The sequence below is a fragment of the Flavimobilis marinus genome (assembly GCF_900113055.1).
GTDB classification, from domain to species: Bacteria; Actinomycetota; Actinomycetes; order Actinomycetales; family Cellulomonadaceae; genus Flavimobilis; species Flavimobilis marinus.
Window position 1 is genome coordinate 570,936 of sequence record NZ_FONZ01000001.1, and the last position, 20,884, is coordinate 591,819.

Below are 20,884 nucleotides of genomic sequence, written 5' to 3' on the forward strand. Positions count from 1 at the left end.
CGGTCACGAACCCCAGGCTAGTGGGCCGCTGGGCAGCAGCGACGGCGTGCTCAGGAGGCGGACCGGACGCGGTGTCCCGACACGTCTGCAGCGCCCGGTCCTGTGGGTGGACGGCCGGTGGTCCCGTGCGGGGTGACCTGACACGATGGGCGGCATGAGTGAGCTGCGGATCGACACGGTGGGTACCGACGACTCCGGCGAGCTGCTGACCCTGCGTCGGGCGGCGTTCGTCACGGAGGCCCAGGTCTACGAGGATCCCAACATCCCGCCCCTGACGCAGACGCTCGACGAGCTGCGCGAGGACCTCGTGCGCGACGACGTCATCACGCTCGGCGCGTGGGACGGCCACCGCCTCGTCGGGTCGGTCCGCGTCGAGCTCGAGCCCGGCAAAGCGACGCTCGGCCGGCTCGCCGTCGCGCCCGACCGTCAGGGGGAGGGGATCGGCACGCAGATGATGCTGTCCGTCCCGCCGCTGTTGCCCGACGACGTCGAGGAGATCTGGGTCTTCACGGGCCGCGACTCCAAGCAGAACCTCACGATGTACGCGAACCGCGGCTACGAGCACCAGTACGACCAGGCGGCGGGCGACCTCACCTACGCGTACCTGCGCAAGATCCTGGGCGAGCAGGGCTGAGCGCGGCCGAGCCGCCCGTTCGTGGAATGCCCTGGCCCGGCCCGCCGGTCCCTTGCTAGCATGAGCGCGCCGCGACTGGCGCATCAGGTGGGTCACCACCGGGGAGCGGCATCTTCATCCTCGACTACGGGTCGTCCGCCTGGGCCCGGGTCACCATCGCCTCCCGACGTGGCAGGCGTGTGACGACGAGTGATGAGGAGAACCATGAGCGACCAGCAGAACGCCTCACTTAACCTCGGCCTGGCCGAGGTGGACCCGGAGATCGCCGCCGTCCTCGACGGTGAGCTCGCGCGCCAGCGCGACACCCTCGAGATGATCGCGAGCGAGAACTTCGTGCCGCGCGCCGTCCTCGAGGCCCAGGGCTCGGTGCTGACGAACAAGTACGCCGAGGGCTACCCGGGCCGCCGCTACTACGGCGGCTGCGAGCAGGTCGACGTCGCGGAGACCCTCGCGATCCAGCGCGCCAAGGCGCTGTTCGGCGCCGAGCACGCCAACGTCCAGCCGCACTCGGGCGCGACCGCCAACGCCGCCGTCCTGCACGCCCTGATCAACAAGGGCGACAAGATCATGGGCCTCGAGCTCGCCCACGGCGGCCACCTCACGCACGGCATGAAGATCAACTTCTCCGGCAAGCTGTACGACGTCGCCGCGTACGGCGTGGACCCCGACACCTACCTCGTGGACATGGACAAGGTCCGCGAGACCGCGCTCGCCGAGCGTCCCGACGTGATCATCGGCGGCTGGTCCGCCTACCCGCGCCAGCTCGACTTCGCGGCGTTCCGCTCGATCGCGGACGAGGTCGGCGCGAAGCTCTGGGTCGACATGGCGCACTTCGCGGGGCTCGTCGCTGCCGGCCTGCACCCGAGCCCGGTCCCGCACGCCGACGTCGTCTCCTCGACCGTGCACAAGACGATCGGTGGACCGCGCTCCGGCTTCATCCTGTCCAAGGAGGAGTACGCGAAGAAGATCGACTCCGCCGTCTTCCCCGGACAGCAGGGCGGCCCGCTCATGCACGTGATCGCCGCCAAGGCCGTCTCGTTCAAGATCGCCGGCTCGGGCGAGTTCGCCGAGCGCCAGCAGCGCGTGCTCAGCGGTGCCAAGATCATCGCCGAGCGCCTGATGGCGAAGGACTGCGCCGAGGTCGGCGTCTCGGTCCTCACGGGCGGCACCGACGTGCACCTGGTGCTCGTGGACCTGCGCGCCTCCGAGCTCGACGGCCAGCAGGCAGAGGACCTCCTGCACGCCGTCGGCATCACCGTGAACCGCAACGCGGTCCCGTTCGACCCGCGCCCCCCGCGCGTCACCTCGGGCCTGCGCATCGGCACGCCGGCACTCGCCACCCGGGGCTTCGGCGACGCCGAGTTCACGGAGGTCGCGGACATCATCGCCACGGCCCTCGTGCAGGGCCTGTCCGCCGACGTCGCGGCTCTCAAGGCGCGCGTCGACGCGCTCACCGAGCAGTTCCCGCTCTACCCCGGGCTGCAGCAGTACTGAGCCCGTCCGCCCGCCCGGCGCGCGCCACCCGCGCGCGCCGGGCGCCGGCGACCGGCCGGCACCCGTGAAGCCCTGAAGCAGTGGAGCAGCGATGACCGCACAGACGTTGGACGGCAAGGCGACCGCAGCCGCGATCAAGGACGAGCTCACCGTGCGGGTGCGCGCGCTCGCCGAGCGCGGCGTGACCCCCGGGCTCGGGACCGTGCTCGTCGGGGACGACCCCGGAAGCCACGCGTACGTGGGCGGGAAGCACCGCGACTGCGCGCAGGTGGGGATCGCGTCGATCCGCGTGGACCTCCCCGGTGACGCGACGCAGGCCGACATCGAGGCCGCGATCGAGCGTCTCAACGCCGACCCCGCGTGCACGGGCTACATCGTCCAGCTGCCGCTCCCGCGCGGCATCGACACCAACGCCGTGCTCGAGAAGATCGACCCCGCCAAGGACGCCGACGGCCTCCACCCGACCAACCTCGGGCGCCTGGTGCTGCGCGTCGCCGAGGCCGTGGACTCGCCCCTGCCGTGCACCCCGGCGGGCATCCTCGAGCTGGTCCGCCGGCACGGGCTCGACCTCGCGGGCAAGGACGTCGTCGTCCTGGGCCGCGGGACCACCGTCGGGAGATCGATCGGCCTGCTGCTGACCCGCAAGGACGTCAACGCGACCGTGACCCTCACGCACACGGGCACCCGCGACGTCGCGCGGCACCTTCGGGAGGCCGACGTGATCGTCGCTGCCGCCGGCGTGCCGCGGTTCGTGACGACGGACATGGTCAAGCCCGGCGCGATCGTCCTCGACGTCGGCGTGAGCAGGATCGTCGACGGCGACCGCACCCGACTGGTGGGCGACGTCGATCCCGCGGTCGCCGAGGTCGCGGGCTGGCTGTCGCCGAACCCCGGGGGAGTGGGCCCTATGACCCGCGCGATGCTGCTCGCCAACGTGGTGGGGGCCGCGGAGCGCGCGGCTGGCATCCACGCCTCAGACTGACATCCCGAGGGCTGGACCCGGCGGATTCCGGCAAGTCGGGTATCGCGGGCGGTGGGGGGTGGTCGGGCTGCGCCCGCGTCCGCGCGGCCACCCCTCGTCGTCGTGCTCGTCGCAACGCTCTGACCTGCGGATATGTGTGGGCGGTGGTAGCGGGATGTTCACCTGCGCGACACCTGACGGAATCCTGACGGACCCCGCCAGCCCCTAGGTTCGGACCGGGCAGACCGGCACGAGGCTGGTCAGAGCGGGGCATCACAGGCCAGCATGTGACCCCTCATCAGCCCGCACTGGCGCAGGCTGCCTGCGCAGATTGGGGATTTCATGTCCGGAGGTCTGCTCACGCGCAGCATCGCTGCCGTGGCGGGAGGGTCGCTGATCGCGGTCTCCCTGGCGGTTCCCGCAGCACAGGCGGCGGTCGCACCCGACGCACCTGTTGTCATCAACGAGGTCTACGGCGGAGGCGGCAACAGCGGCGCGACCCTGCGCAGCGACTTCGTCGAGCTGTTCAACTCGTCGGACGCGGCCGTGAGCCTCGACGGCTGGTCCGTCCAGTACGCGAGCGCGACCGGCAACAGCTGGCAGGTGACCGAGCTCTCCGGCAGCATCCCCGCGGGCGAGCACTACCTCGTCAAGCAGGCGGACGGCACCGGAGGCACGGTCCCCCTGCCGACGCCGGACATCGCCGGCTCGATCGCCATGGGCGGGTCGAACGCCAAGGTCGCCCTCGTGTCCACGACGGTCGCGATGAGCTGCGGCAGCGGGTGCGCGGCGCTCCCCGACGTCGTCGACTACGTGGGTATCGGCACCGCGACGGACGCCGCGGGCACGGCGGCCCCGGCCATGTCGAGCACCACCTCGATCAGCCGCACGGGCGCGGCGAACACGATCGACAACGCGGCGGACTTCGCAGCCGGGGCCCCCACCCCGACCAACGCCGCAGGGCAGACTGCCGCTGAACCCGACCCGGACCCGGATCCCGATCCGGAGGACCCGACGACCCGGACGATCGCGGAGATCCAGGGCACCGGCGCGGCCTCCCCGTCCGTGGGCTCGACCGTGACGACGTCCGGCGTCGTGACAGCGGCCTACCCCTCGGGCGGCCTCAACGGACTCGTGATCCAGACCCCGGGGCCGGACACGACGCCCGGGGCCTCGGACGCGGTCTTCGTCTACCTCGGCTCCGGCGCGGCGGGCGCCCCCACCGCGACCATCGGCCAGCACGTGAGCGTGACCGGCACGATCGCCGAGTTCAACGGGCTCACCCAGATTGCCTCGACGAACGCCCAGGTGGTCGTCGACCCCGCGGGCGCAGGCACCGCGGAGGTCGTCGAAGGCCCGTGGCCGACGACGGACGCCGAGCGCGAGGCCCTCGAGTCGATGCTCTTCCTGCCCGTCGGCGACTTCACCGTGTCGAACACGTACTCGACGAACCAGTACGGCGAGGTGGGGCTGGCGGCCGGACAGCGTCCGCTGCAGCAGCCGACCGACGTGGCCCGCCCCGGCACCCCGCAGGCGGCCGCTGTCGAGCGGGACAACGCCGCGCGCGGCGTGATCCTCGACGATGGCGCCTCGACCAACTTCACCGGGGGATCAACCAACCAGGCACTCACCCCGCCGTACGTGTCGCTGACCGAGCCGGTGCGCGTCGGAGCGGCCGTCACGTTCGACGCGCCCCTCGTGGTCGACTACCGGAACAACGCCTGGAAGCTCAACCCCACGAGCCAGGCCGTCGCGGGGCAGGAGTCCGTGAGCTTCGAGAACACCCGGACGCAGGCGCCCGACGCCGAGCGCCTGGGCGACGGTGACCTGACCCTCGCGTCCTTCAACGTCCTGAACTACTTCACGACGCTCGGCTCAGACATCGAGGGCTGCACCGCGTACAACGACCGCGAGGGCGATGGCGTGACCACACGCAGCTGCCCCGACAACGGCCCGCGCGGAGCGTGGGACGCGGCGGACCTCGAGCGGCAGCAGGCGAAGATCGTGGCGGCCATCAACGCGCTCGACGCCGACGTCGTCGGCCTCATGGAGATCGAGAACTCGGTCGCGCTCGGGGAGGACGCCGACGAGGCGACCAAGACCCTCGTGGCCGCGCTCAACGCCGACGCCGGAGCCGACGTGTGGGCGGCCGTGCCGTCCTCGGCGGACCTTCCGCCCGTGACCGAGCAGGACGTGATCACGAACGCCGTCATCTACCGCGCGGGCGCCGTCGCCCCCGTGGGTGACGCGGTGGCGCTCGGCGACCAGAGCGGCCCCGGTGAGGCTTTCGTCAACGCCCGCGAGCCGATCGGGCAGATCTTCGAGCCGGCCGACGGCGGCGAACCGTTCCTCGTCGTCGTCAACCACTTCAAGTCCAAGGGCTCGGCCGGTCCGCTGCCCGGGGACGACGACGCCGGCGACGGCCAGGGCTCGTCGAACGCCTCGCGCATGGCGCAGGCGACCGCCCTGAGCGAGTGGGTGCCGCAGGTCCTCGCCGACGCCAAGACCGCCGGTCACCCGACCGACGCCGTCGCGCTCGTCGGTGACTTCAACTCCTACACCCAGGAGGACCCGCTCGGCATCCTCTACGACGCCGGCTACGCCAACGCCAACCTGACCCTGGCCCAGACGCCGGAGTACTCGTACAGCTTCAGTGGGCTGGCCGGATCGCTCGACCACGTCCTGCTGAACGACGCGATGCTCAGCCGGGCCACGGGCGCGGACATCTGGAACATCAACGCTCCGGAGTCCATCGCACTCGAGTACAGCCGCTACAACAGCCACGGCACGCTGTTCCACGAGGCGAGCCCGTTCCGGTCGAGCGACCACGACCCCGTCCTGGTGTCGTTCCGGTCCGCGGACGTCGCGCCGCCGGCAGACCCGGCACTGACGAGCACGAGCATCGCCGTCGTCGGTGAGGCCGTGGCAGGCACACCGCTCCGGCTGACCGCGAACGTCGAGCCCGAGGCCGCAGGCACGATCGAGTTCCGCTCGGGCGACACGGTCCTCGGGACGGTCAAGACCGCCACGGGCGACGCGACCTTGACGGTGACGGCGACCACCGGGACGCACGTCATGACGGCGCGGTTCGTCCCCGCGGACGAGTCCGCCTACCGTGCCTCGACGTCCGCGTCGGCCACCGTGACCGTCGTGGCCGCACCGGTGACGAAGTCCAAGGTCTCGGTGTCGGCGAAACTCTCCACCCCGAAGATCCGCTACGGGGGGAAGGCGACCGTCAAGGTGACGGTCAAGGGTCGCACCGCCGCGCCGTCGGGCACCGTCGAGCTCCGCGAGGGCAGCAAGGTCCTCGCGCGCGGCACGCTGAAGGTGAGCGCGACGACGGGCACCACCACGATCCGGGTGCCCCGGCTTGCCGTCGGCAAGCACCGGCTCACGGTCCACTACGTGGGGTCGGCGACGACGCTCCCGTACACGGCGAAGCCGCGGACGCTCACGGTCTACCGCGCACGGTCCGTCGTGACGGCCAAGGTGTCGAAGAGCGGGCGCACGGTGTGGGTGAAGGTGCGGGCCACCGGCTCCTCCACCGCGACCGGCAAGGTGACCGTCCGCGTCGACGGCCGCGTCGTCGGCAAGGCGCGGCTCAAGGACGGTGCCGCCACGCTGAAGGTGGCGAAGCCACGCCGCGGCACCCACGTGTACCGCGTCACCTACTCCGGTACGTCGCAGATCATCGGCGACACCGACGCGAAGCGGGTACGTATCCGCTAGCACCGAGGAACACCGGGGAGGCCGTGGTCATCCACGGCCTCCCCGGGGCACGACCCCAGCAACACCGGACGCGCGGTCCTGGCCGCGCAGCGAGAGGAAGCACACATGGACATCACCAAGGGGACACGGGTGCGGCTCGCCGCGGCCGTGGCCACCGGATCGCTCATCGGAGGAGGCCTGGTCGCCGTACCAGCCTCCGCCGCACCGGGCGACACCGTCGCGATCAACCTCCTGAACATCAACGACTTCCACGGGCGCATCGACGCCAAGACCGTCCAGGTGGCGGGCACGATCGAGAAGCTACGCGACGAGGCCGGAGAGGCCAGCACGCTGTTCCTGTCCAACGGCGACAACATCGGTGCGTCGCTGTTCGCCTCCGCGAGCCAGCGGGACGAGCCGACGATCGACGTGCTCAACGCGCTGGAGCTGGCCACGTCGTCCGTGGGCAACCACGAGTTCGACGGCGGATTCGCGGACCTCACGGGCCGCGTCGCCGACCGGGCCGACTTCACGTACCTCGGTGCGAACGTCTACAAGAAGGGCACCGCGACGCCTGCCCTGCCGGAGTACGACACGTTCGAGGTCAACGGCGTGACCGTCGGCGTCATCGGCACGGTCTCCGAGGAGACGCCGTCGCTCGTGACCCCCGCCGGCATCGCGGACCTCGCGTTCGGTGACCCGGTGGCCGCCGTGAACCGCGTCGCTGCCCAGCTCAGCGATGGGCGCGAGGCGAACGGCGAGGCGGACATCATCGTCGCCGAGTTCCACGAGGGCGCCGGCGCCGGCACCCCGGAGGGCGCGACGCTCGCGCAGGAGGTCGCCGCCGGCGGCGCCTTCGCGGACATCGTCACCAAGACCTCGGCGCTCGTCGACGTGATCTTCACCGGGCACACCCACAAGGAGTACGCGTGGGAGGCCCCAGTCCCGGGCGCGCCGGACGCGAAGCGACCGATCCTGCAGACCGGCTCCTACGGCGACAACATCGGCCAGGTCCAGCTTCAGGTCGACCCGGCGACCGGCCTGGTCAAGGACTTCACGGTGGGCAACGTCAAGCGCAGCACCACGGCTCCGGCCGACCTGGTCGCCGCCTACCCGCGCGTGGCCGAGGTCAACACGATCGTTACCGCGGCGCTCGCCGCGGCCGACAAGATCGGCTCGCAGCCGAAGGGCACCATCACGGGCGACATCACCCGCGCCCGCACCGAGGGCACGAGCGACGACCGCGCCTCCGAGTCCACGCTCGGCGGCCTCGTGGCGAACTCGCTGCGCGACTCCGCCCCGGGCGCTGACATCGGCGTCGTGAACCCCGGTGGCCTGCGTGCCGACCTGCTGTTCGCCAAGGACTCCAGCAACCCGCTGGAGAACGCTGACGGTATCGTCACCTACGCCGAGGCCAACGCGGTGCTGCCGTTCCTGAACAACGTGTGGACCACGTCGCTCTCGGGCACCCAGCTCAAGACGCTGCTCGAGCAGCAGTGGCAGACGAACCCGGACGGCTCGATCCCCTCGCGCCCCTACCTGCAGCTCGGGCTCTCGGACAACGTCCGCTACACGTTCGACGCGTCGCGTCCCGCAGGGGACCGCATCACGTCGATCACGGTCGACGGCACGCTCGTGACTGCGGACGACAGCTTCCGGATCGGCACGTTCTCGTTCCTCGCCACCGGCGGTGACAACTTCCGGGTCTTCACGGACGGGTCGAACCCGACCGACACGGGTCTCGTCGACCGCGAGGCGTGGATCTCCTACCTCGAGGACAACCCCAACATCACCCCGGACTTTGCGCGCCGGTCGGTGCAGGTCTCGGGCAACCCCGCCTCGGCGCAGGTCGGCACGGCCCTCGACATCGACGTGTCGATGCTGGACCTGACGAGCCTGGGTTCGCCGGACAACGCGACGCTCGCCGCCTCGTTCACCGGCGGCTCGCTCACGTCGCCGGTCGCTCTCGGGAGCTTCCCCGTCGCCGACGGCGCAGCCACCGTGGCAGGGTCCGTCCCCGCCTCGGCTGCGGGTGCCACCACCCTGACGCTGGTCGCTGCCCCGTCGGGCACGACCGTCACGCTCCCGCTCGAGGTGGCGGCGAAGCCGGTCACCCCGATCGAGAAGTCCCGGACGGCGATGGCGGTCCGGGTCCTCGACCCGAAGACCCGCTACGGCACCCCGGCCGTCGTCAAGGTCGCGGTGCGTGAGCTGAAGTCGCCGACCACCGGCAAGTCGGCCCAGGCGACCGGCGTCGTCGAGGTGCGCGAGGGCTCGCGGGTCCTCGGGCGAGCGACGCTCAAGAAGTCGTCCAAGCACGGGGTCGCCTACGTGGAGCTGCCGAAGACGCTCTCGATCGGCAAGCACCGCGTCACGGCCCACTACCTCGGCTCGGACACCGCGCTGCCGTACACGGCCAAGCCCCGCACCATCAAGGTGTACCGCGCCCGGACGACGGCCACGGCGAAGGTCTCGCGCTCCGGCAAGACCGTGTGGGTGACGGTCAAGGCCAAGGGGACGAAGGCCACCGGCAAGGTCTCCGTGCGCATCGACGGGCGCTACGTCGGCACCAAGACGCTGCAGAACGGCAAGGCGAAGCTCAAGGTCAAGCGCCCCGGCGACGGCCGCACGCGCTACGTCGTGACGTACTTCGGCACCTCGACCGCGCTGCCTGACACCTGGGCCAAGACGGTCCGCCTGAAGTAGCCCGGACAGCTCCACCGCACGACCAGCACGGGACCATCCTGGTCCGTCGGCCTCGCGCCGATGGGGCAGGATGGTCCCGTGCTGACCATCACCACCGCCAACGTGAACGGGATCCGAGCCGCCTTCCGCAAGGGCATGGAGGAGTGGCTCACCGCCACCGCCCCCGACGTCGTCGCGATGCAGGAGGTGCGGGCGACCGACGAGATCGTCGCTGACCTCCTCGGCGAGGGGTGGCACGTCGTGCACCAGGCGTGCGACATCAAGGGTCGCGCAGGGGTCGCGATCGCATCCCGCCTCCCGCTGACCGCCGTCCGCGTCGGTCTGGGCAACGGCGAGCCCGAGGTCCCGGTCGACACCGGTCGCTGGGTCGAGGCCGACGTCGAGACCGCCGACGGCGTGTCCGTCACCGTGGTCTCGGCATACATCCACTCCGGCACCGCCGGAACGCCGAAGATGGACGAGAAGTACGCCTACCTCGAGAAGGTCACGGCGCGGATGCGCGAGCTCGCGGCGGCCGGCGGGCACGCCGTGGTGACCGGGGACCTCAACATCGCGCACCGCGAGGTGGACATCAAGAACTGGAAGGGCAACCTGAAGTCGGCGGGCTTCCTGCCGCAGGAGCGCGCCTACCTGGACCTGTGGTTCGACGAGCTCGGGTTCGTGGACCTCGGGCGCCGGTTCGGCGGCGAGGGTCCCGGTCCCTACACGTGGTGGTCCAACCGCGGCCAGGCGTTCGACAACGACGCCGGATGGCGCATCGACTACCAGCTCGCGACGCCCGCCCTCGCGCAGGCCGCGCAGAGCGTCGCGATCGGGCGCGCGGCGTCCTACGACACGCGCTGGTCCGACCACGCGCCCGTGACGGTCAGCTACAGCGTCTAGGCGCCGCGGCCCGCTCGAGCCAGCTCACTCCTGATCGGTGGGACCGAGCCAGACTGTGCTCGCTGAGCGGGGCGGTCGTCGCCGGTGCTCAGAACGTCAGCGGCAGGCGGCGGCCCGCGAGTCCCCGCGCCCCGGCGGTGAGCTGGCGTGCGACCCCCCGCAGCGCCTGGGCGGCCGGGGAGTCCGGCTGCGTGAGCACAACCGGCACGCCGGAGTCGCCGCCCTCACGCAGCGACACGTCGAGCGGCACCTGACCGAGCACCGGCACGTCGATCCCGAGCTGCTGGCCCAGCGAGGCGGCCACCCGCGCGCCGCCGCCTGCCCCGAAGAGCTCGAGCCTGGAGCCGTCGGGCTGCTCGAGCCAAGACATGTTCTCGACGACGCCCGCGACGCCCTGACCCGTCTGGCGCGCGACCGACCCGGCGCGCTCCGCGACCTCCGCGGCGGCGGACTGCGGGGTCGTGACGACCACGATCTGCGAGCGGGGCAGCAGCTGGGCGACCGAGATCGCGATGTCCCCGGTCCCGGGCGGGAGGTCGAGCAGGAGGACGTCGAGGTCGCCCCAGAAGACGTCGCCCAGGAACTGCTGGAGCGCCCGGTGCAGCATCGGGCCACGCCACACCACCGGCTGGCCCGGCGGGACGAACATGCCGATCGAGACCACCTTCACGTCGTACGCCAAGGGAGGGAGGAGCATGTCGTCGACACGGGTGGGCTGACCCACGACGCCGAGCATCGTCGGGATCGAGAACCCGTAGATGTCCGCGTCGACGACGCCCACCCGGAGACCGTCCGCCGCCATCGCGACCGCGAGGTTGGCCGTCACCGACGACTTCCCGACGCCGCCCTTGCCGGAGGCGATAGCGAAGACCTTGGTCAGGGAGTCCGGCTGGGCGAACGGGATGACCGGTTCCCCGTCGCCGCCGCGAAGCTTCTTCTTCAGGTGCACGCGCTGCTCGGGGCTCATCACGCCCATCGCGACCGCGACCGAGGTGACGCCCGGCACCGCGCCAGCGACGGCGGTGACGTCGCGCTCGATCGTGCTCTTCAGCGGGCACCCGGCGGTGGTGAGGTCGATGTGCACGGTGACCGCGCCGCCGTCGGCGACCTCCACCTCACGGACCATCCCGAGCTCGGTGATGGGGCGGCGGATCTCGGGGTCGATCACCTGGTCGAGCGCGGAACGGACGTCGTCGGGGGAGAGCATGAGGCCCATCCTAGGTGCCGCCGGCGTGCGCCTCTCAGGCCCTCGGACCCTCGCCGGACCGCTCCGCGGCGACGTCGTCGTCCTGGTCCGCCGTCCGCATCTCCTCGAGGATCTCCTCGAGCAGGTTGCGGATCTCGGACCGCACGAAGTCGCGGGTCGCGACCTCGCCGAGCGCGATGCGCAGGGCAGCCATCTCCCGCGCCAGGTACTCGGTGTCGGCGAGGTTGCGCTCGGCACGCTGCCGGTCCTGCTCCGCGGCGACCCGGTCGCGATCGGCCTGGCGGTTCTGCGCGAGCAGGATCAGCGGGGCCGAGTAGGACGCCTGGAGCGAGAGCATGAGCGTCAGTGCCGTGAAGCCCAGCGCCGCGGAGTCGAACCGCGCCTGGTCCGGCATCAGGGTGTTCCAGCCGATCCAGAGCGCGCAGAAGACCGTCAGGTACAGCAGGAACGTGGGCGTGCCCATGAACCGCGCGATGCCCTCCGAGATGGAGCCGAACTTGTCGGGCGCGAATCGGGGACGCCGGAAGACGGAGCGCTTGGGGGACTTCGGCTGGTCGAGGCGCTCAGGCACGGCGCACCTTCCCCAGGCTCAGCTCGTCGCCGTCGACGTGGTCGGTCTCGCGCCAGTCGTCCGGGAGCATGTGGTCGAGCACGTCGTCGACGCTGACCGCACCGAGCACGCGTCGCTGGGCGTCCAGGACGGGCAGCGCCAGCAGGTTGTACGTCGCGAGCAGGCGGGTGACCTGGCTCAGCGAGGCGTCGGCGTCGACGTGATCGATCTCGTCGAGCACGGAGCCGAGCGGCTCGTGCGGCGGCTCGCGCAGCATCTTCTGGAAGTGCACGACGCCGAGGAACCGCCCCGTCGGCGTCTCGAGCGGTGGCCGGACGACGAAGACCATCGACGCGAGCGCGGGCGGCAGGTCCTGGCGGCGGATGTGCGCCATCGCTGCGGCGATCGTGGTCTCCGGGCTCAGCAGCACCGGCTCGGTCGTCATCATGCCGCCGGCCGTCCGCTCCCCGTAGGACAGCAGGCGGCGCATGTCGCGTGCGTCGCCGGGTTCCATGAGCTCGAGCAGCTCGGTGGCCTGGGCAGACGGGAGCTCGTGCAGGAGGTCCGCGGCGTCGTCGGGCTGCATCGCCTCGAGGACGTCGGCGGCGCGCCCCGTCTCGAGCGAGGACAGGATCGCGACCTGGTCGTCCTCGGGGAGCTCCTCGAGGACGTCAGCGAGCCGCTCGTTGTCGAGCGCAGAGGCGACCTCCACGCGGCGTGCGTCGGCGAGGTCGTGCAGGACGTCGGCGAGGTCCGCGGGCTTGAGGTCGTCGTAGGCGGCGAGCATGAGCGCGGCGCCCTGCGCCTTGTCGCCCGTCGCGAGCGTGACGACCTCCTCGATGTCCACGAGCTCGCTCGGGCCGCGCCGGCGGATGCCCAGGGCGCCCTTCTGGGTGCCCGTGCGCCGCACGAACACCTTGGACACGAGCCAGTCGCCGTTGCGCTGCTGCTCGATCGCGAGGTCCTCGACGATCGCCGCGCCCGAGCCGTCCTGGAGGGCGACCTGGCGGTCGAAGAGCTCGCCGACGACGAGGGTCTCGAGCGCACGCTGCTCGAACCTGCGCATGTTCACCAGGCCCGTGCTGATGACCTGCCCGCTGTCGATGCTGGTCACGCGCGTCAGCGGGAGGAAGACCCTGCGGCGCCCGGGGACCTCGACGACGAGACCGACCGCACGGGGCGCGCCCTTGGGGCGCAGGAGCACGACGACGTCGCGGACCCGGCCCACCTGGTCGCCGAGAGGGTCGAAGACGGTGGTGCCGGCAAGCCGCGCGACGAAGACTCTGGTTCCCACGCTCACGTTGCCAAGAGTACGCACTGGGGCGCATCGCGCGCGGGCAGGTCGCCCGGTGGGCACGACTGCCGCTGCGCGCGCTGGTGGGGCAGACTGGGACGATGAGCCAGCCGATGCCGAAGCCCGGACGCGTGCCCACGATGCCGACCCTGCCCCAGGGGATCGAGATCGGTGCGTTCGGGGACTACGCCGGTGCGCAGCGGGCCGTCGACCACCTCTCCGACAAGGCGTTCACCGTGCAGCACCTGACGATCGTCGGCGAGGACCTGCGGATGGTGGAGCGCGTGACGGGCCGCCTGACGTGGGGGCGCGTCGGCGTCGCCGGGCTCGCGGGCGGCGCCTGGTTCGGCCTGTTCGTCGGACTGGCGCTCTCGCTGCTCGGCGGGGTGGACAGCGGTGGAAGCATCGTCGCGGCCATCGCCATGGGCGCCGGGTTCGGCGCGATGTTCTCGCTCATCTCCTACTCGTTCTCGCGCGGCAAGCGCGACTTCACGTCCTCGAGCCAGATCGTCGCGGCGCGCTACGTCGTCCTGTGCGCGCCTGAGCACGCCGGCCAGGCGCGGCGGATCCTCGAGGAGGCCAACCTTCGCAGCACCGCCGCGCCCCGCCCGCCGGCCGGGCCCACGGCCCCGGAGCCCCAGCCAGGCGCCCAGTCGGTGTCGCCCGCTGCGTCGGCGGGCCCGGGCAGCGCCGCTTCCGGCGAACCGTCCGAGGGGACCCCCGTCAGCCCCCCGCGCTCGCAGTACCTGACGGCGGACGGACGCCCCCGCTACGGGGTGCGCGCCGACCCGCCCGCGCCCGACGCGACCGACGGCCGCTGAGCGCGGGACGTTGAGCGCGGACCGCCGGAGCGCGGCCCCAGGCGCGCTCAGCGCAGTGACGCCATCCAGGCCTCGACCTCGTCCGGCCGCCGCGGAAGGGCGGCGCTGAGGTTCTCGTTGCCGTCGGCGGTGATCAGCACGTCGTCCTCGATGCGCACCCCGATCCCGCGGAGCTCGGCGGGGATCGTCAGGTCGTCCGCCTTGAAGTAGAGGCCGGGCTCGATCGTGAACACCATCCCGGGCTCGATCGTCGCGTCGAGGTACATCTCGCGGCGCGCCTGGGCGCAGTCGTGCACGTCGATGCCCAGGTGGTGGGAGGTGCCGTGCACCATCCAGCGGCGGTGCTGCTGGCCCTCGGGCGCGAGCGACTCCTCGGCCGTGCCCGGCAGCAGGCCCCAGGACGCGAGACGGTCCGCGATGACCTCCATCGCTGCGGCGTGCACGTCGCGGAAGTTCTTGCCGGGCACGGCGACCGCGAAGGCCGCGTCGGCGGCGTCGAGCACGGCCTGGTAGACCTTGCGCTGCACCTCCGTGAAGGTGCCGTCCACCGGGAGGGTGCGCGTGACGTCCGCCGTGTAGAGCGACTCGACCTCGACGCCGGCGTCGAGCAGGAGCATCTCGCCCGGACGCACCTCGCCGTCGTTGCGGATCCAGTGCAGGGTGGTGGCGTGCTCGCCGGCGGCCGCGATCGTGTCGTACCCCACCGTGTTGCCCTCGAGGCGGGCGTGAGCCTCGAACACCGTCTCGACCACGCGCTCGCCGCGGGCGTGCGCGACCGCCCGGCCGAGGGCACGCACGACGTGCTCGAACCCGGCGATGCTCGCGTCGACCGCGGCGCGCATCTGCTCGATCTCGTAGGCGTCCTTGATCAGTCGGAGCTCGGACACGGCCTCCGCGAGGGTTGCGTCCAGCTGGGCGGAGTCCACGAGGTCGGCCTGGGCGCGGACCTCGGCGACGATCGCGTCCACTGCGGCGTCCACGTCGTCGAGCAGCGCGATGCGCAGGCCGTCGGCGCCGACGTCCTTCGCGAGGGCGTCAGCGAGCTCGTCGAGGTGCGCTGTCTGGATCCCCGTCAGCGCGGCGACGTCCTCGAGGCTCGGGCGGGCGCCGACCCAGAACTCGCCGTAGCGGGAGTCGGAGTAGAACTCGGTGCTGTCGCGCGGCGCGAGCGGGCGGAAGTAGAGCACGGCCTCGTGCCCCTCGACCGGCAGCGGGTGCAGCACGAGGACGGCGTCGGGCTCCTGGTCGGTGCCGAGCCCCGTCAGGTGGGCGAACGCCGAGTGGGGACGGAACCGGTAGTCGGTGTCGTTGGACCGCACCTTGAACGCACCCGCGGGAATCACGAGGCGGGTGCCGGGGAAGCGGGCGCTGAGCGCCGAGCGGCGCACCGCCGTGTACGGGGCGAATTCTCCCTGCTCCGGAGTCTGCGTGTCGCGCGGAGCCCAGCCCGAGGTGATGAACTCGCGGAAGGCGGAGGAGTCGGGCCGCTGCGACCGGTTGTCGTTGCGCGCGGCGAGGGCCTGCGCCTCTGACGTCGCGTCCGTGGTCGTCGCCTGCTCGTCGCTCATCGAGGTGCTCCTCAGCCGTTCGTTGTGGACCGTGTGGTGCCTTCGATCTTCGCACGTCACCGCGCCGGGCCGCGGTGTTCGTAGAGTGAGCGGTGTGCGCATCGACCTCCACACCCACTCGACCGCCTCCGACGGCACCGACGCACCCGGCGACGTGGTGCGTGCCGCCGCCCGGGCGGACCTCGACGTCGTCGCCCTGACCGACCACGACACGACCTCCGGCTGGGACGAGGCCGCGGCGGCGGCCCGCGAGACCGGCGTGGCGCTTGTTCGAGGCACCGAGATCTCCGCGCGCGCCGAGGACACGAGCGTGCACCTGCTGTCCTACCTGCACGACCCCGCGGACCCCACCCTGGTCGCCATGTTCGACCGCGTGTGCGCGGCCCGCGACGCCCGCGCCCGGGAGATGGTCGAGCGGCTCGGGGTCGACTTCCCGCTCACCTGGGAGCACGTGCTCGCGCAGACGGCGCCCGGCACCACGATCGGGCGTCCCCACATCGCCGACGCCCTGGTCGCCGCGGGCTACGCGACCGACCGTTCGGCCGCCTTCGCCCAGATGCTCAGCCCGGCGGCGCCGTACTACGTGCCGCACTACGCCCCGGAGGCCGTCGACGTCGTCGTCGCGGTGCGCGCCGCGGGTGGGGTCCCGGTGTTCGCGCACCCCGGCGCCTCGGAGCGTGGACGGATCGTCTCGGATCGTGTCGTGCACGCGCTCGCGGAGGCCGGGCTGGCAGGCTTGGAGGTTGCGCACCGCGACAACGGCCCGGAGCAACGGCTCCGCCTCTCGCGCCTCGCGCACACGCTCGGCCTGCTGGTCACGGGGTCGAGCGACTACCACGGCTCCGGCAAGCGCAACCAGCTTGGCGAGCACACGACGGCCAGCGACGTCTTCACGGAGATCGAGCGGCGAGGAAGGATCACTGTGGTGCGCGCATGAACTTCGACGTTCGCCTCTTCACCGAGGTCGTCATCACGCTGTTCGTGATCATGGACCCCCCGGGCACCGTCCCGATCTTCCTCGCGCTGACCGGCACGATGACGCACAAGGAGCGTGCGCGTGCGGCGCTGCAGGCCGTGCTGGTCGCCGCCGGAGTGATCATCGCGTTCGCGCTGTTCGGCCAGCAGCTGCTCGACTACATGCACATCTCGCTGCCGGCCCTCCAGGCGTCCGGTGGTCTGCTGCTGCTGCTCATCGCGCTCGAGCTGCTGACCGGGAAGATGGAGGAGCCGCAGCCTGGCAAGGTCGGCACCAACGTCGCGATGGTGCCGCTCGGGACGCCGCTGCTCGCGGGGCCGGGCGCGATCGTCGCGTCGATGCTGTTCGTGCAGCGCGTGGACGGCTCCGCGGGGGACTGGCTGGCGGTCACGGCCGGATTCTTCGTCGTGTGCGTGTGCCTGTGGGCCGCGATGCGCTTCGCCGGGCTCATCCAGCGGGTGCTCGGCGAGACGGGCGTGCTGCTCGTGACGCGCATCGCCGGCCTCCTGCTCGCGGCGATTGCGGTCCAGCTGATGGCCGACGCCGTCACGGCGTTCGTGCAGGCCGCAACCTGACACGGCGGTCGACGCCGCTCCGGGTGCCTTCGGGTGGAGGCGTCGCTACCATCCGGGCATGACTGCACCTACGCCGTACCTGCACCTGCCCGGCACCGCTCGTGCGGCGCTCACCTTCTACGGTCGCGTGTTCGGCTGTGGCGTGGAGCTGCACACGCTCGAGGAGTTCGGGCGCACCGACGGAGCACCGGACGCGATCGCGCACGGCCAGCTGGTCGACGGTCCGGTGTCCCTCTACGCCGCTGACGCCAATCCCGACGACGCGCCGCTCTTCCGGGGCGTGATGCTCGCCCTCCTCGGGGCGGCGCCGAGCGGGACGCTGCGAGCCTGGTTCGCTGCCCTCGCCGAGGGCGGCGAGATCGTCGACGACCTCCAGTCTCGGCCCTGGGGGGCGTGGGACGGGCAGGTCGTCGACGCGTTCGGCGTGCACTGGCTGATCGGCTTCGAGGTCGACGCCGAGGCCTAGGACGCACGACGCCCGTCGGGCGTGGTCGACAGCGATGCTGTCACCCACGCCCGACGGGCGTCGTCGGCGGAGAGGTCAGGCGGTGGGTGCGCCGCCCGTGCTGGTGCCCTCGGTGCTGCCGCCCCGCGTCCGGCGACGCCGGCGCGAGCGTGCGGGACGCTCACCCTCGGTGCGCTCGGCCGGGCCTGCGCTCGCGGGCGCCGCAGCGCGCTCGGGGGCGGAGCCGGGGGCCGCGCTCTCGGAGCGAGGGGTGCGCTCGCGGCGCTCGCCACCACGCTCGCCGCCGCGTGCACCGCCGCGTGCACCGCCGCTGCGGCCGCCGCGGTCGCCGTCCCGCCCGCGGTCGCCGCCACGTCCGCCACGTCCGTCACGGTCGCCGTCGCGCGCGGGCTTGGCGTGGCGCTTGCCGGTCTCCCCGAGGTCCTCGAGGACCTCAGCGTCCAGGCCCTCACGGACCTGCGCGGACTTGGGCAGGCGGCCCTTGGTGCCCTCGGGGATGTCGAGGTCGGTGAACAGGTGCGGGCTCGACGAGTACGTCTCCACCGGCTCGGGGATGCCGAGGTCGAGGGCCTTGTTGATCAGGCCCCAGCGCGGGATGTCGTCCCAGTCGACGAAGGTCACCGCGGTGCCCTTGTTGCCCGCGCGACCGGTGCGGCCGGTGCGGTGCAGGTACGTCTTCTCGTCCTCGGGGCACTGGTAGTTCACGACGTGCGTCACGTCGTCGACGTCGATGCCGCGGGCGGCGACGTCGGTCGCGACGAGGATGTCCACCTTGCCGTTGCGGAACGCGCGCAGCGCCTGCTCGCGCGCGCCCTGCCCGAGGTCGCCGTGGATGGCGCCCGCAGCGAACCCGCGGTCGACGAGCTCGTCGGCGACCTTGGCGGCGGTCCGCTTGGTGCGGGCGAAGACGATCGTGAGCCCGCGACCGCGCGCCTGCAGCATGCGCGCGAGCATCTCGACCTTGTCGAGGGCGTGCGCACGGTAGACGACCTGCTTGATGTTCTTGACCGTGTGGCCCGCGTCGTCGGGGTCGTTCGCACGGATGTGGGTCGGCTGCGTCATGTAGCGGCGGGCCATCGCGACGACGGCGCCGGGCATCGTGGCCGAGAACAGCATCGTGTGGCGCGAGGCCGGCGTGCGCGACAGGAGCTTCTCGACGTCGGGCAGGAAGCCCAGGTCGAGCATCTCGTCGGCCTCGTCGAGGACGACGCAGCGCACGCGGGAGAGGTCGAGGTGGCCCTGGTTGAGCAGGTCGATCATGCGGCCCGGGGTGCCGACGACGACCTCGACGCCCGTACGGAGGCGCTCGATCTGCGGCTCGTAGGCGCGACCGCCGTACAGCTGGATCACGCGGACGGAGCGGCGTGCGGACGCGGTGGCGAGGTCGTTCGCGACCTGCACCGCGAGCTCGCGGGTCGGGACGACGACGAGCGCCTGGGGCTTGCCCGGTGCGGGCAGCGTGTCGAAGCCGTCCTCGCCCGGTGCCACGACCCGGTGGAGCAGCGGCACGCCGAAACCGAGCGTCTTGCCGGTGCCGGTCTTGGCCTGACCGATGATGTCGTGGCCGCTCATCGCGACCGGGAGCGTCATGGCCTGGATCGGGAACGGGCTGGTGATGCCCGCGTCAGCGAGGGCGTCGACGATCTCGGGACGGATGCCGAAGTCGGCAAAGGTGGGGGACTCGTGCGAGTGGATCGAGCCGTCCTGGGTGTAGGACCCGGCCTGGTCGTCATCGCTGATGGTGGGGATCTCGGTGGTCACTGTGCCTCACGGTGATACGGGGCATGGACGCTGCTCGGGTCCTGGCTGCGCCTGGTGCGGTCTCCCGCCGGCGGTCACGGCTCGTGTCGGCGCGTCCACGCCGGGGGGCCGGAAGCCGATCGCGAAGATACGTGCTCTGAGCCTGGGCGAGGACGTGCAGCTCACGTCCTGGTCCGGCCCGCGCGGTCTGGTGCAGGTCATGTCATGACGACCGGGCATCCGATGTACCTCGCCATGCTAGCGGATGGCCCGCGCGGAAGGCAGGGGACGCGCGACTATCCTGGGCGGATGACCTCTCCCACCGCGAGCACCTCGGACGTCGTCGACCTGCTGGCGCTCGTCGCGCACCTGGAGGCGACTGCCTTCCTCCGTCTCGCGGGCGCAGCCGCGGCGGCCCCGGAGCCCGAGCAGCGCCTCTACCTGAGCAGGATGGCGGGGGCGACGCTGGCTCGCCAGGAGCGCGTCCTGACCGAGCTCGGCCGGCTCGACGCCGCCCAGGCTCCCGAGGCGCGGATGTTCACGTTCGACCACGTCTTCGACGACTACGAGGCACGCACCGCGCCCAGCAGCTGGTGGGAGGAGATCATGAAGTCCTACGTGGGCCACGGCGTGGCCGAGGACTTCTGCCGCATCGTCGTCGACGCGGTGGACCCTCAGACGCGGGCGATCGTGTGCGAGGTGCTCGACGGCGGGTCGGCGTCGGCGGAGTCGATCGAGCTGGTGGCGGCGGCGGCCCGCCAGGACGAGGTCCTGGCGGCGCGGCTCGCGCTGTGGGGCCGGCGTCTCGTCGGCGAGGCCATGAGCGTCGTGCAGTCGCTCCTGGTCGAGAACGAGTTCCTCGCGCGCCTGCTCGAGGCCGCCATCACGCGCCGGGACGGCGACCAGGCGGCGCTGGCGGCCCCCGGGGTCGCGCCGGAGGTCGTGCCCGAGGACCGCGCCGCGTGGCTGTTCAGCCAGCTCACGACGGCCCACACCCGTCGCATGGAGCGCCTCGGCCTCGCCGCCTGAGCGGCGAGGCCGGTCGTCCGTCAGATCGCGCCGAAGCCGACCTTGCGCTGGTCGGCGCTCGAGATCTCGACGTAGCCGATCGTCGCCGTCGGGACGATGACCTGTCGACCGCGGGTGTCGGTCAGCGTGAGGACCGTCTTGCCCTCGATCGCGGCGGTGACCTGGGCGGTGACCTCGGCAGCGTCCTGCTCGGTCTCGACGACGAGCTCGCGCGGCAGGTTCTGCACGCCGATCGTGATCTCCACGGGGACTCCTTCTGTGGTGCGGTGCCGC

Annotated in this window: 16 protein-coding genes, 1 pseudogene and 1 riboswitch; of the genes and pseudogenes, 11 read left to right on the top strand and 6 right to left on the bottom strand. The window is 72.0% G+C overall.

What is annotated here, in order from left to right:
• Positions 1-145: 145 nt before the first annotated feature.
• The 6 genes and pseudogenes from BMZ30_RS02600 (at position 146) to BMZ30_RS02625 (ending at position 10,385) form a co-directional block, all read left to right on the top strand.
• Positions 146-634, top strand: a complete 489-nt coding sequence (locus BMZ30_RS02600) for a GNAT family N-acetyltransferase (RefSeq protein WP_373296802.1) — start codon at positions 146-148, stop codon at positions 632-634.
• A 61-nt stretch (positions 635-695) separates the two neighbouring features.
• Positions 696-786, top strand: a riboswitch (ZMP/ZTP riboswitch).
• A gap of 52 nt (positions 787-838) precedes the next feature.
• Positions 839-2,128, top strand: coding sequence for a serine hydroxymethyltransferase (gene glyA, locus BMZ30_RS02605; RefSeq protein WP_093374783.1), 1,290 nt, complete (start codon positions 839-841; stop codon positions 2,126-2,128).
• A 91-nt stretch (positions 2,129-2,219) separates the two neighbouring features.
• Positions 2,220-3,110, top strand: coding sequence for a bifunctional methylenetetrahydrofolate dehydrogenase/methenyltetrahydrofolate cyclohydrolase (locus BMZ30_RS02610; RefSeq protein ID WP_093374785.1), 891 nt, complete (start codon positions 2,220-2,222; stop codon positions 3,108-3,110).
• 321 nt (positions 3,111-3,431) lie between these two features.
• On the top strand, positions 3,432-6,818 hold the full coding sequence (locus BMZ30_RS02615) for an ExeM/NucH family extracellular endonuclease (protein ID WP_093374787.1): 3,387 nt from the start codon (positions 3,432-3,434) through the stop codon (positions 6,816-6,818).
• A 174-nt stretch (positions 6,819-6,992) separates the two neighbouring features.
• A pseudogene (locus BMZ30_RS02620) lies at positions 6,993-9,503 on the top strand (bifunctional metallophosphatase/5'-nucleotidase); the annotation flags it as partial.
• 78 nt (positions 9,504-9,581) lie between these two features.
• Entirely contained in the window at positions 9,582-10,385 is an 804-nt protein-coding gene (locus BMZ30_RS02625; protein WP_229828311.1) for an exodeoxyribonuclease III, read from the top strand.
• 88 nt (positions 10,386-10,473) lie between these two features.
• Here BMZ30_RS02625 and BMZ30_RS02630 read toward each other — a convergent pair whose 3' ends face one another.
• The 3 genes from BMZ30_RS02630 to BMZ30_RS02640 are packed head-to-tail and all read right to left on the bottom strand — an operon-like array spanning position 10,474 to position 13,442.
• Positions 10,474-11,601, bottom strand: coding sequence for an Mrp/NBP35 family ATP-binding protein (locus tag BMZ30_RS02630; protein WP_093374793.1), 1,128 nt, complete (start codon positions 11,599-11,601; stop codon positions 10,474-10,476).
• A 25-nt stretch (positions 11,602-11,626) separates the two neighbouring features.
• On the bottom strand, positions 11,627-12,163 hold the full coding sequence (locus tag BMZ30_RS02635) for a DUF1003 domain-containing protein (protein WP_093374795.1): 537 nt from the start codon (positions 12,161-12,163) through the stop codon (positions 11,627-11,629).
• Positions 12,156-13,442, bottom strand: a complete 1,287-nt coding sequence (locus BMZ30_RS02640; protein ID WP_093374797.1) for a magnesium transporter MgtE N-terminal domain-containing protein — start codon at positions 13,440-13,442, stop codon at positions 12,156-12,158. Before BMZ30_RS02640 ends, BMZ30_RS02635 begins: the two co-directional genes overlap by 8 nt.
• Positions 13,443-13,537: 95 nt before the next feature.
• Here BMZ30_RS02640 and BMZ30_RS02645 point away from each other — a divergent pair, with 95 nt between their 5' ends.
• A complete protein-coding gene (locus BMZ30_RS02645; RefSeq protein ID WP_229828309.1) occupies positions 13,538-14,257 on the top strand; it encodes a YflT domain-containing protein in 720 nt (239 codons plus the stop codon).
• Positions 14,258-14,304: 47 nt separating this feature from the next.
• On the opposite strand, the gene BMZ30_RS02650 is transcribed toward BMZ30_RS02645, so the two are convergent.
• On the bottom strand, positions 14,305-15,825 hold the full coding sequence (locus tag BMZ30_RS02650; protein WP_093374801.1) for an aminopeptidase P family protein: 1,521 nt from the start codon (positions 15,823-15,825) through the stop codon (positions 14,305-14,307).
• 94 nt (positions 15,826-15,919) lie between these two features.
• Between BMZ30_RS02650 and BMZ30_RS02655 the strand changes: the two genes are divergently transcribed.
• Genes BMZ30_RS02655 through BMZ30_RS02665 form a run of 3 tightly spaced genes read left to right on the top strand, consistent with a single transcriptional unit; the run spans position 15,920 to position 17,842 of the window.
• On the top strand, positions 15,920-16,762 hold the full coding sequence (locus BMZ30_RS02655; RefSeq protein ID WP_229828307.1) for a PHP domain-containing protein: 843 nt from the start codon (positions 15,920-15,922) through the stop codon (positions 16,760-16,762).
• Positions 16,759-17,376: a MarC family protein gene (locus BMZ30_RS02660; protein WP_093374803.1), complete on the top strand. Its 618-nt coding sequence runs from the start codon at positions 16,759-16,761 to the stop codon at positions 17,374-17,376. The genes BMZ30_RS02655 and BMZ30_RS02660 overlap by 4 nt, the downstream gene beginning before the upstream one ends.
• A 58-nt stretch (positions 17,377-17,434) precedes the next feature.
• A complete protein-coding gene (locus tag BMZ30_RS02665) occupies positions 17,435-17,842 on the top strand; it encodes a VOC family protein (RefSeq protein ID WP_093374805.1) in 408 nt (135 codons plus the stop codon).
• A 75-nt stretch (positions 17,843-17,917) separates the two neighbouring features.
• Here BMZ30_RS02665 and BMZ30_RS02670 read toward each other — a convergent pair whose 3' ends face one another.
• Positions 17,918-19,603, bottom strand: a complete 1,686-nt coding sequence (locus tag BMZ30_RS02670) for a DEAD/DEAH box helicase (protein ID WP_093374807.1) — start codon at positions 19,601-19,603, stop codon at positions 17,918-17,920.
• 288 nt (positions 19,604-19,891) lie between these two features.
• On the opposite strand from BMZ30_RS02670, the gene BMZ30_RS02675 reads away from it, so the two are divergent.
• Positions 19,892-20,611, top strand: a complete 720-nt coding sequence (locus BMZ30_RS02675) for a ferritin-like fold-containing protein (protein WP_093374809.1) — start codon at positions 19,892-19,894, stop codon at positions 20,609-20,611.
• Positions 20,612-20,631: 20 nt separating this feature from the next.
• Here the strand turns inward: BMZ30_RS02675 and BMZ30_RS02680 are convergent, their stop codons facing one another.
• Complete coding sequence (locus tag BMZ30_RS02680; RefSeq protein WP_093374811.1) at positions 20,632-20,856, bottom strand: DUF3107 domain-containing protein; 225 nt, start codon at positions 20,854-20,856, stop codon at positions 20,632-20,634.
• Between the last annotated feature and the right edge of the window lie 28 nt (positions 20,857-20,884).

Bases quoted from the DNA above. Each gene is read 5' to 3' on its own strand.
- BMZ30_RS02615 (WP_093374787.1), top strand. From the start codon at position 3,432: ATGTCCGGAGGTCTGCTCACGCGCAGCATCGCTGCCGTGGCGGGAGGG.
- BMZ30_RS02675 (WP_093374809.1), top strand. From the start codon at position 19,892: ATGACCTCTCCCACCGCGAGCACCTCGGACGTCGTCGACCTGCTGGCG.
- BMZ30_RS02610 (WP_093374785.1), top strand. From the start codon at position 2,220: ATGACCGCACAGACGTTGGACGGCAAGGCGACCGCAGCCGCGATCAAG.
- BMZ30_RS02665 (WP_093374805.1), top strand. From the start codon at position 17,435: ATGACTGCACCTACGCCGTACCTGCACCTGCCCGGCACCGCTCGTGCG.
- BMZ30_RS02630 (WP_093374793.1), bottom strand. From the start codon at position 11,601: ATGGGCCTCATGCTCTCCCCCGACGACGTCCGTTCCGCGCTCGACCAG.
- BMZ30_RS02660 (WP_093374803.1), top strand. From the start codon at position 16,759: ATGAACTTCGACGTTCGCCTCTTCACCGAGGTCGTCATCACGCTGTTC.
- BMZ30_RS02600 (WP_373296802.1), top strand. From the start codon at position 146: ATGGGCGGCATGAGTGAGCTGCGGATCGACACGGTGGGTACCGACGAC.
- glyA (WP_093374783.1), top strand. From the start codon at position 839: ATGAGCGACCAGCAGAACGCCTCACTTAACCTCGGCCTGGCCGAGGTG.
- BMZ30_RS02645 (WP_229828309.1), top strand. From the start codon at position 13,538: ATGAGCCAGCCGATGCCGAAGCCCGGACGCGTGCCCACGATGCCGACC.
- BMZ30_RS02650 (WP_093374801.1), bottom strand. From the start codon at position 15,825: ATGAGCGACGAGCAGGCGACGACCACGGACGCGACGTCAGAGGCGCAG.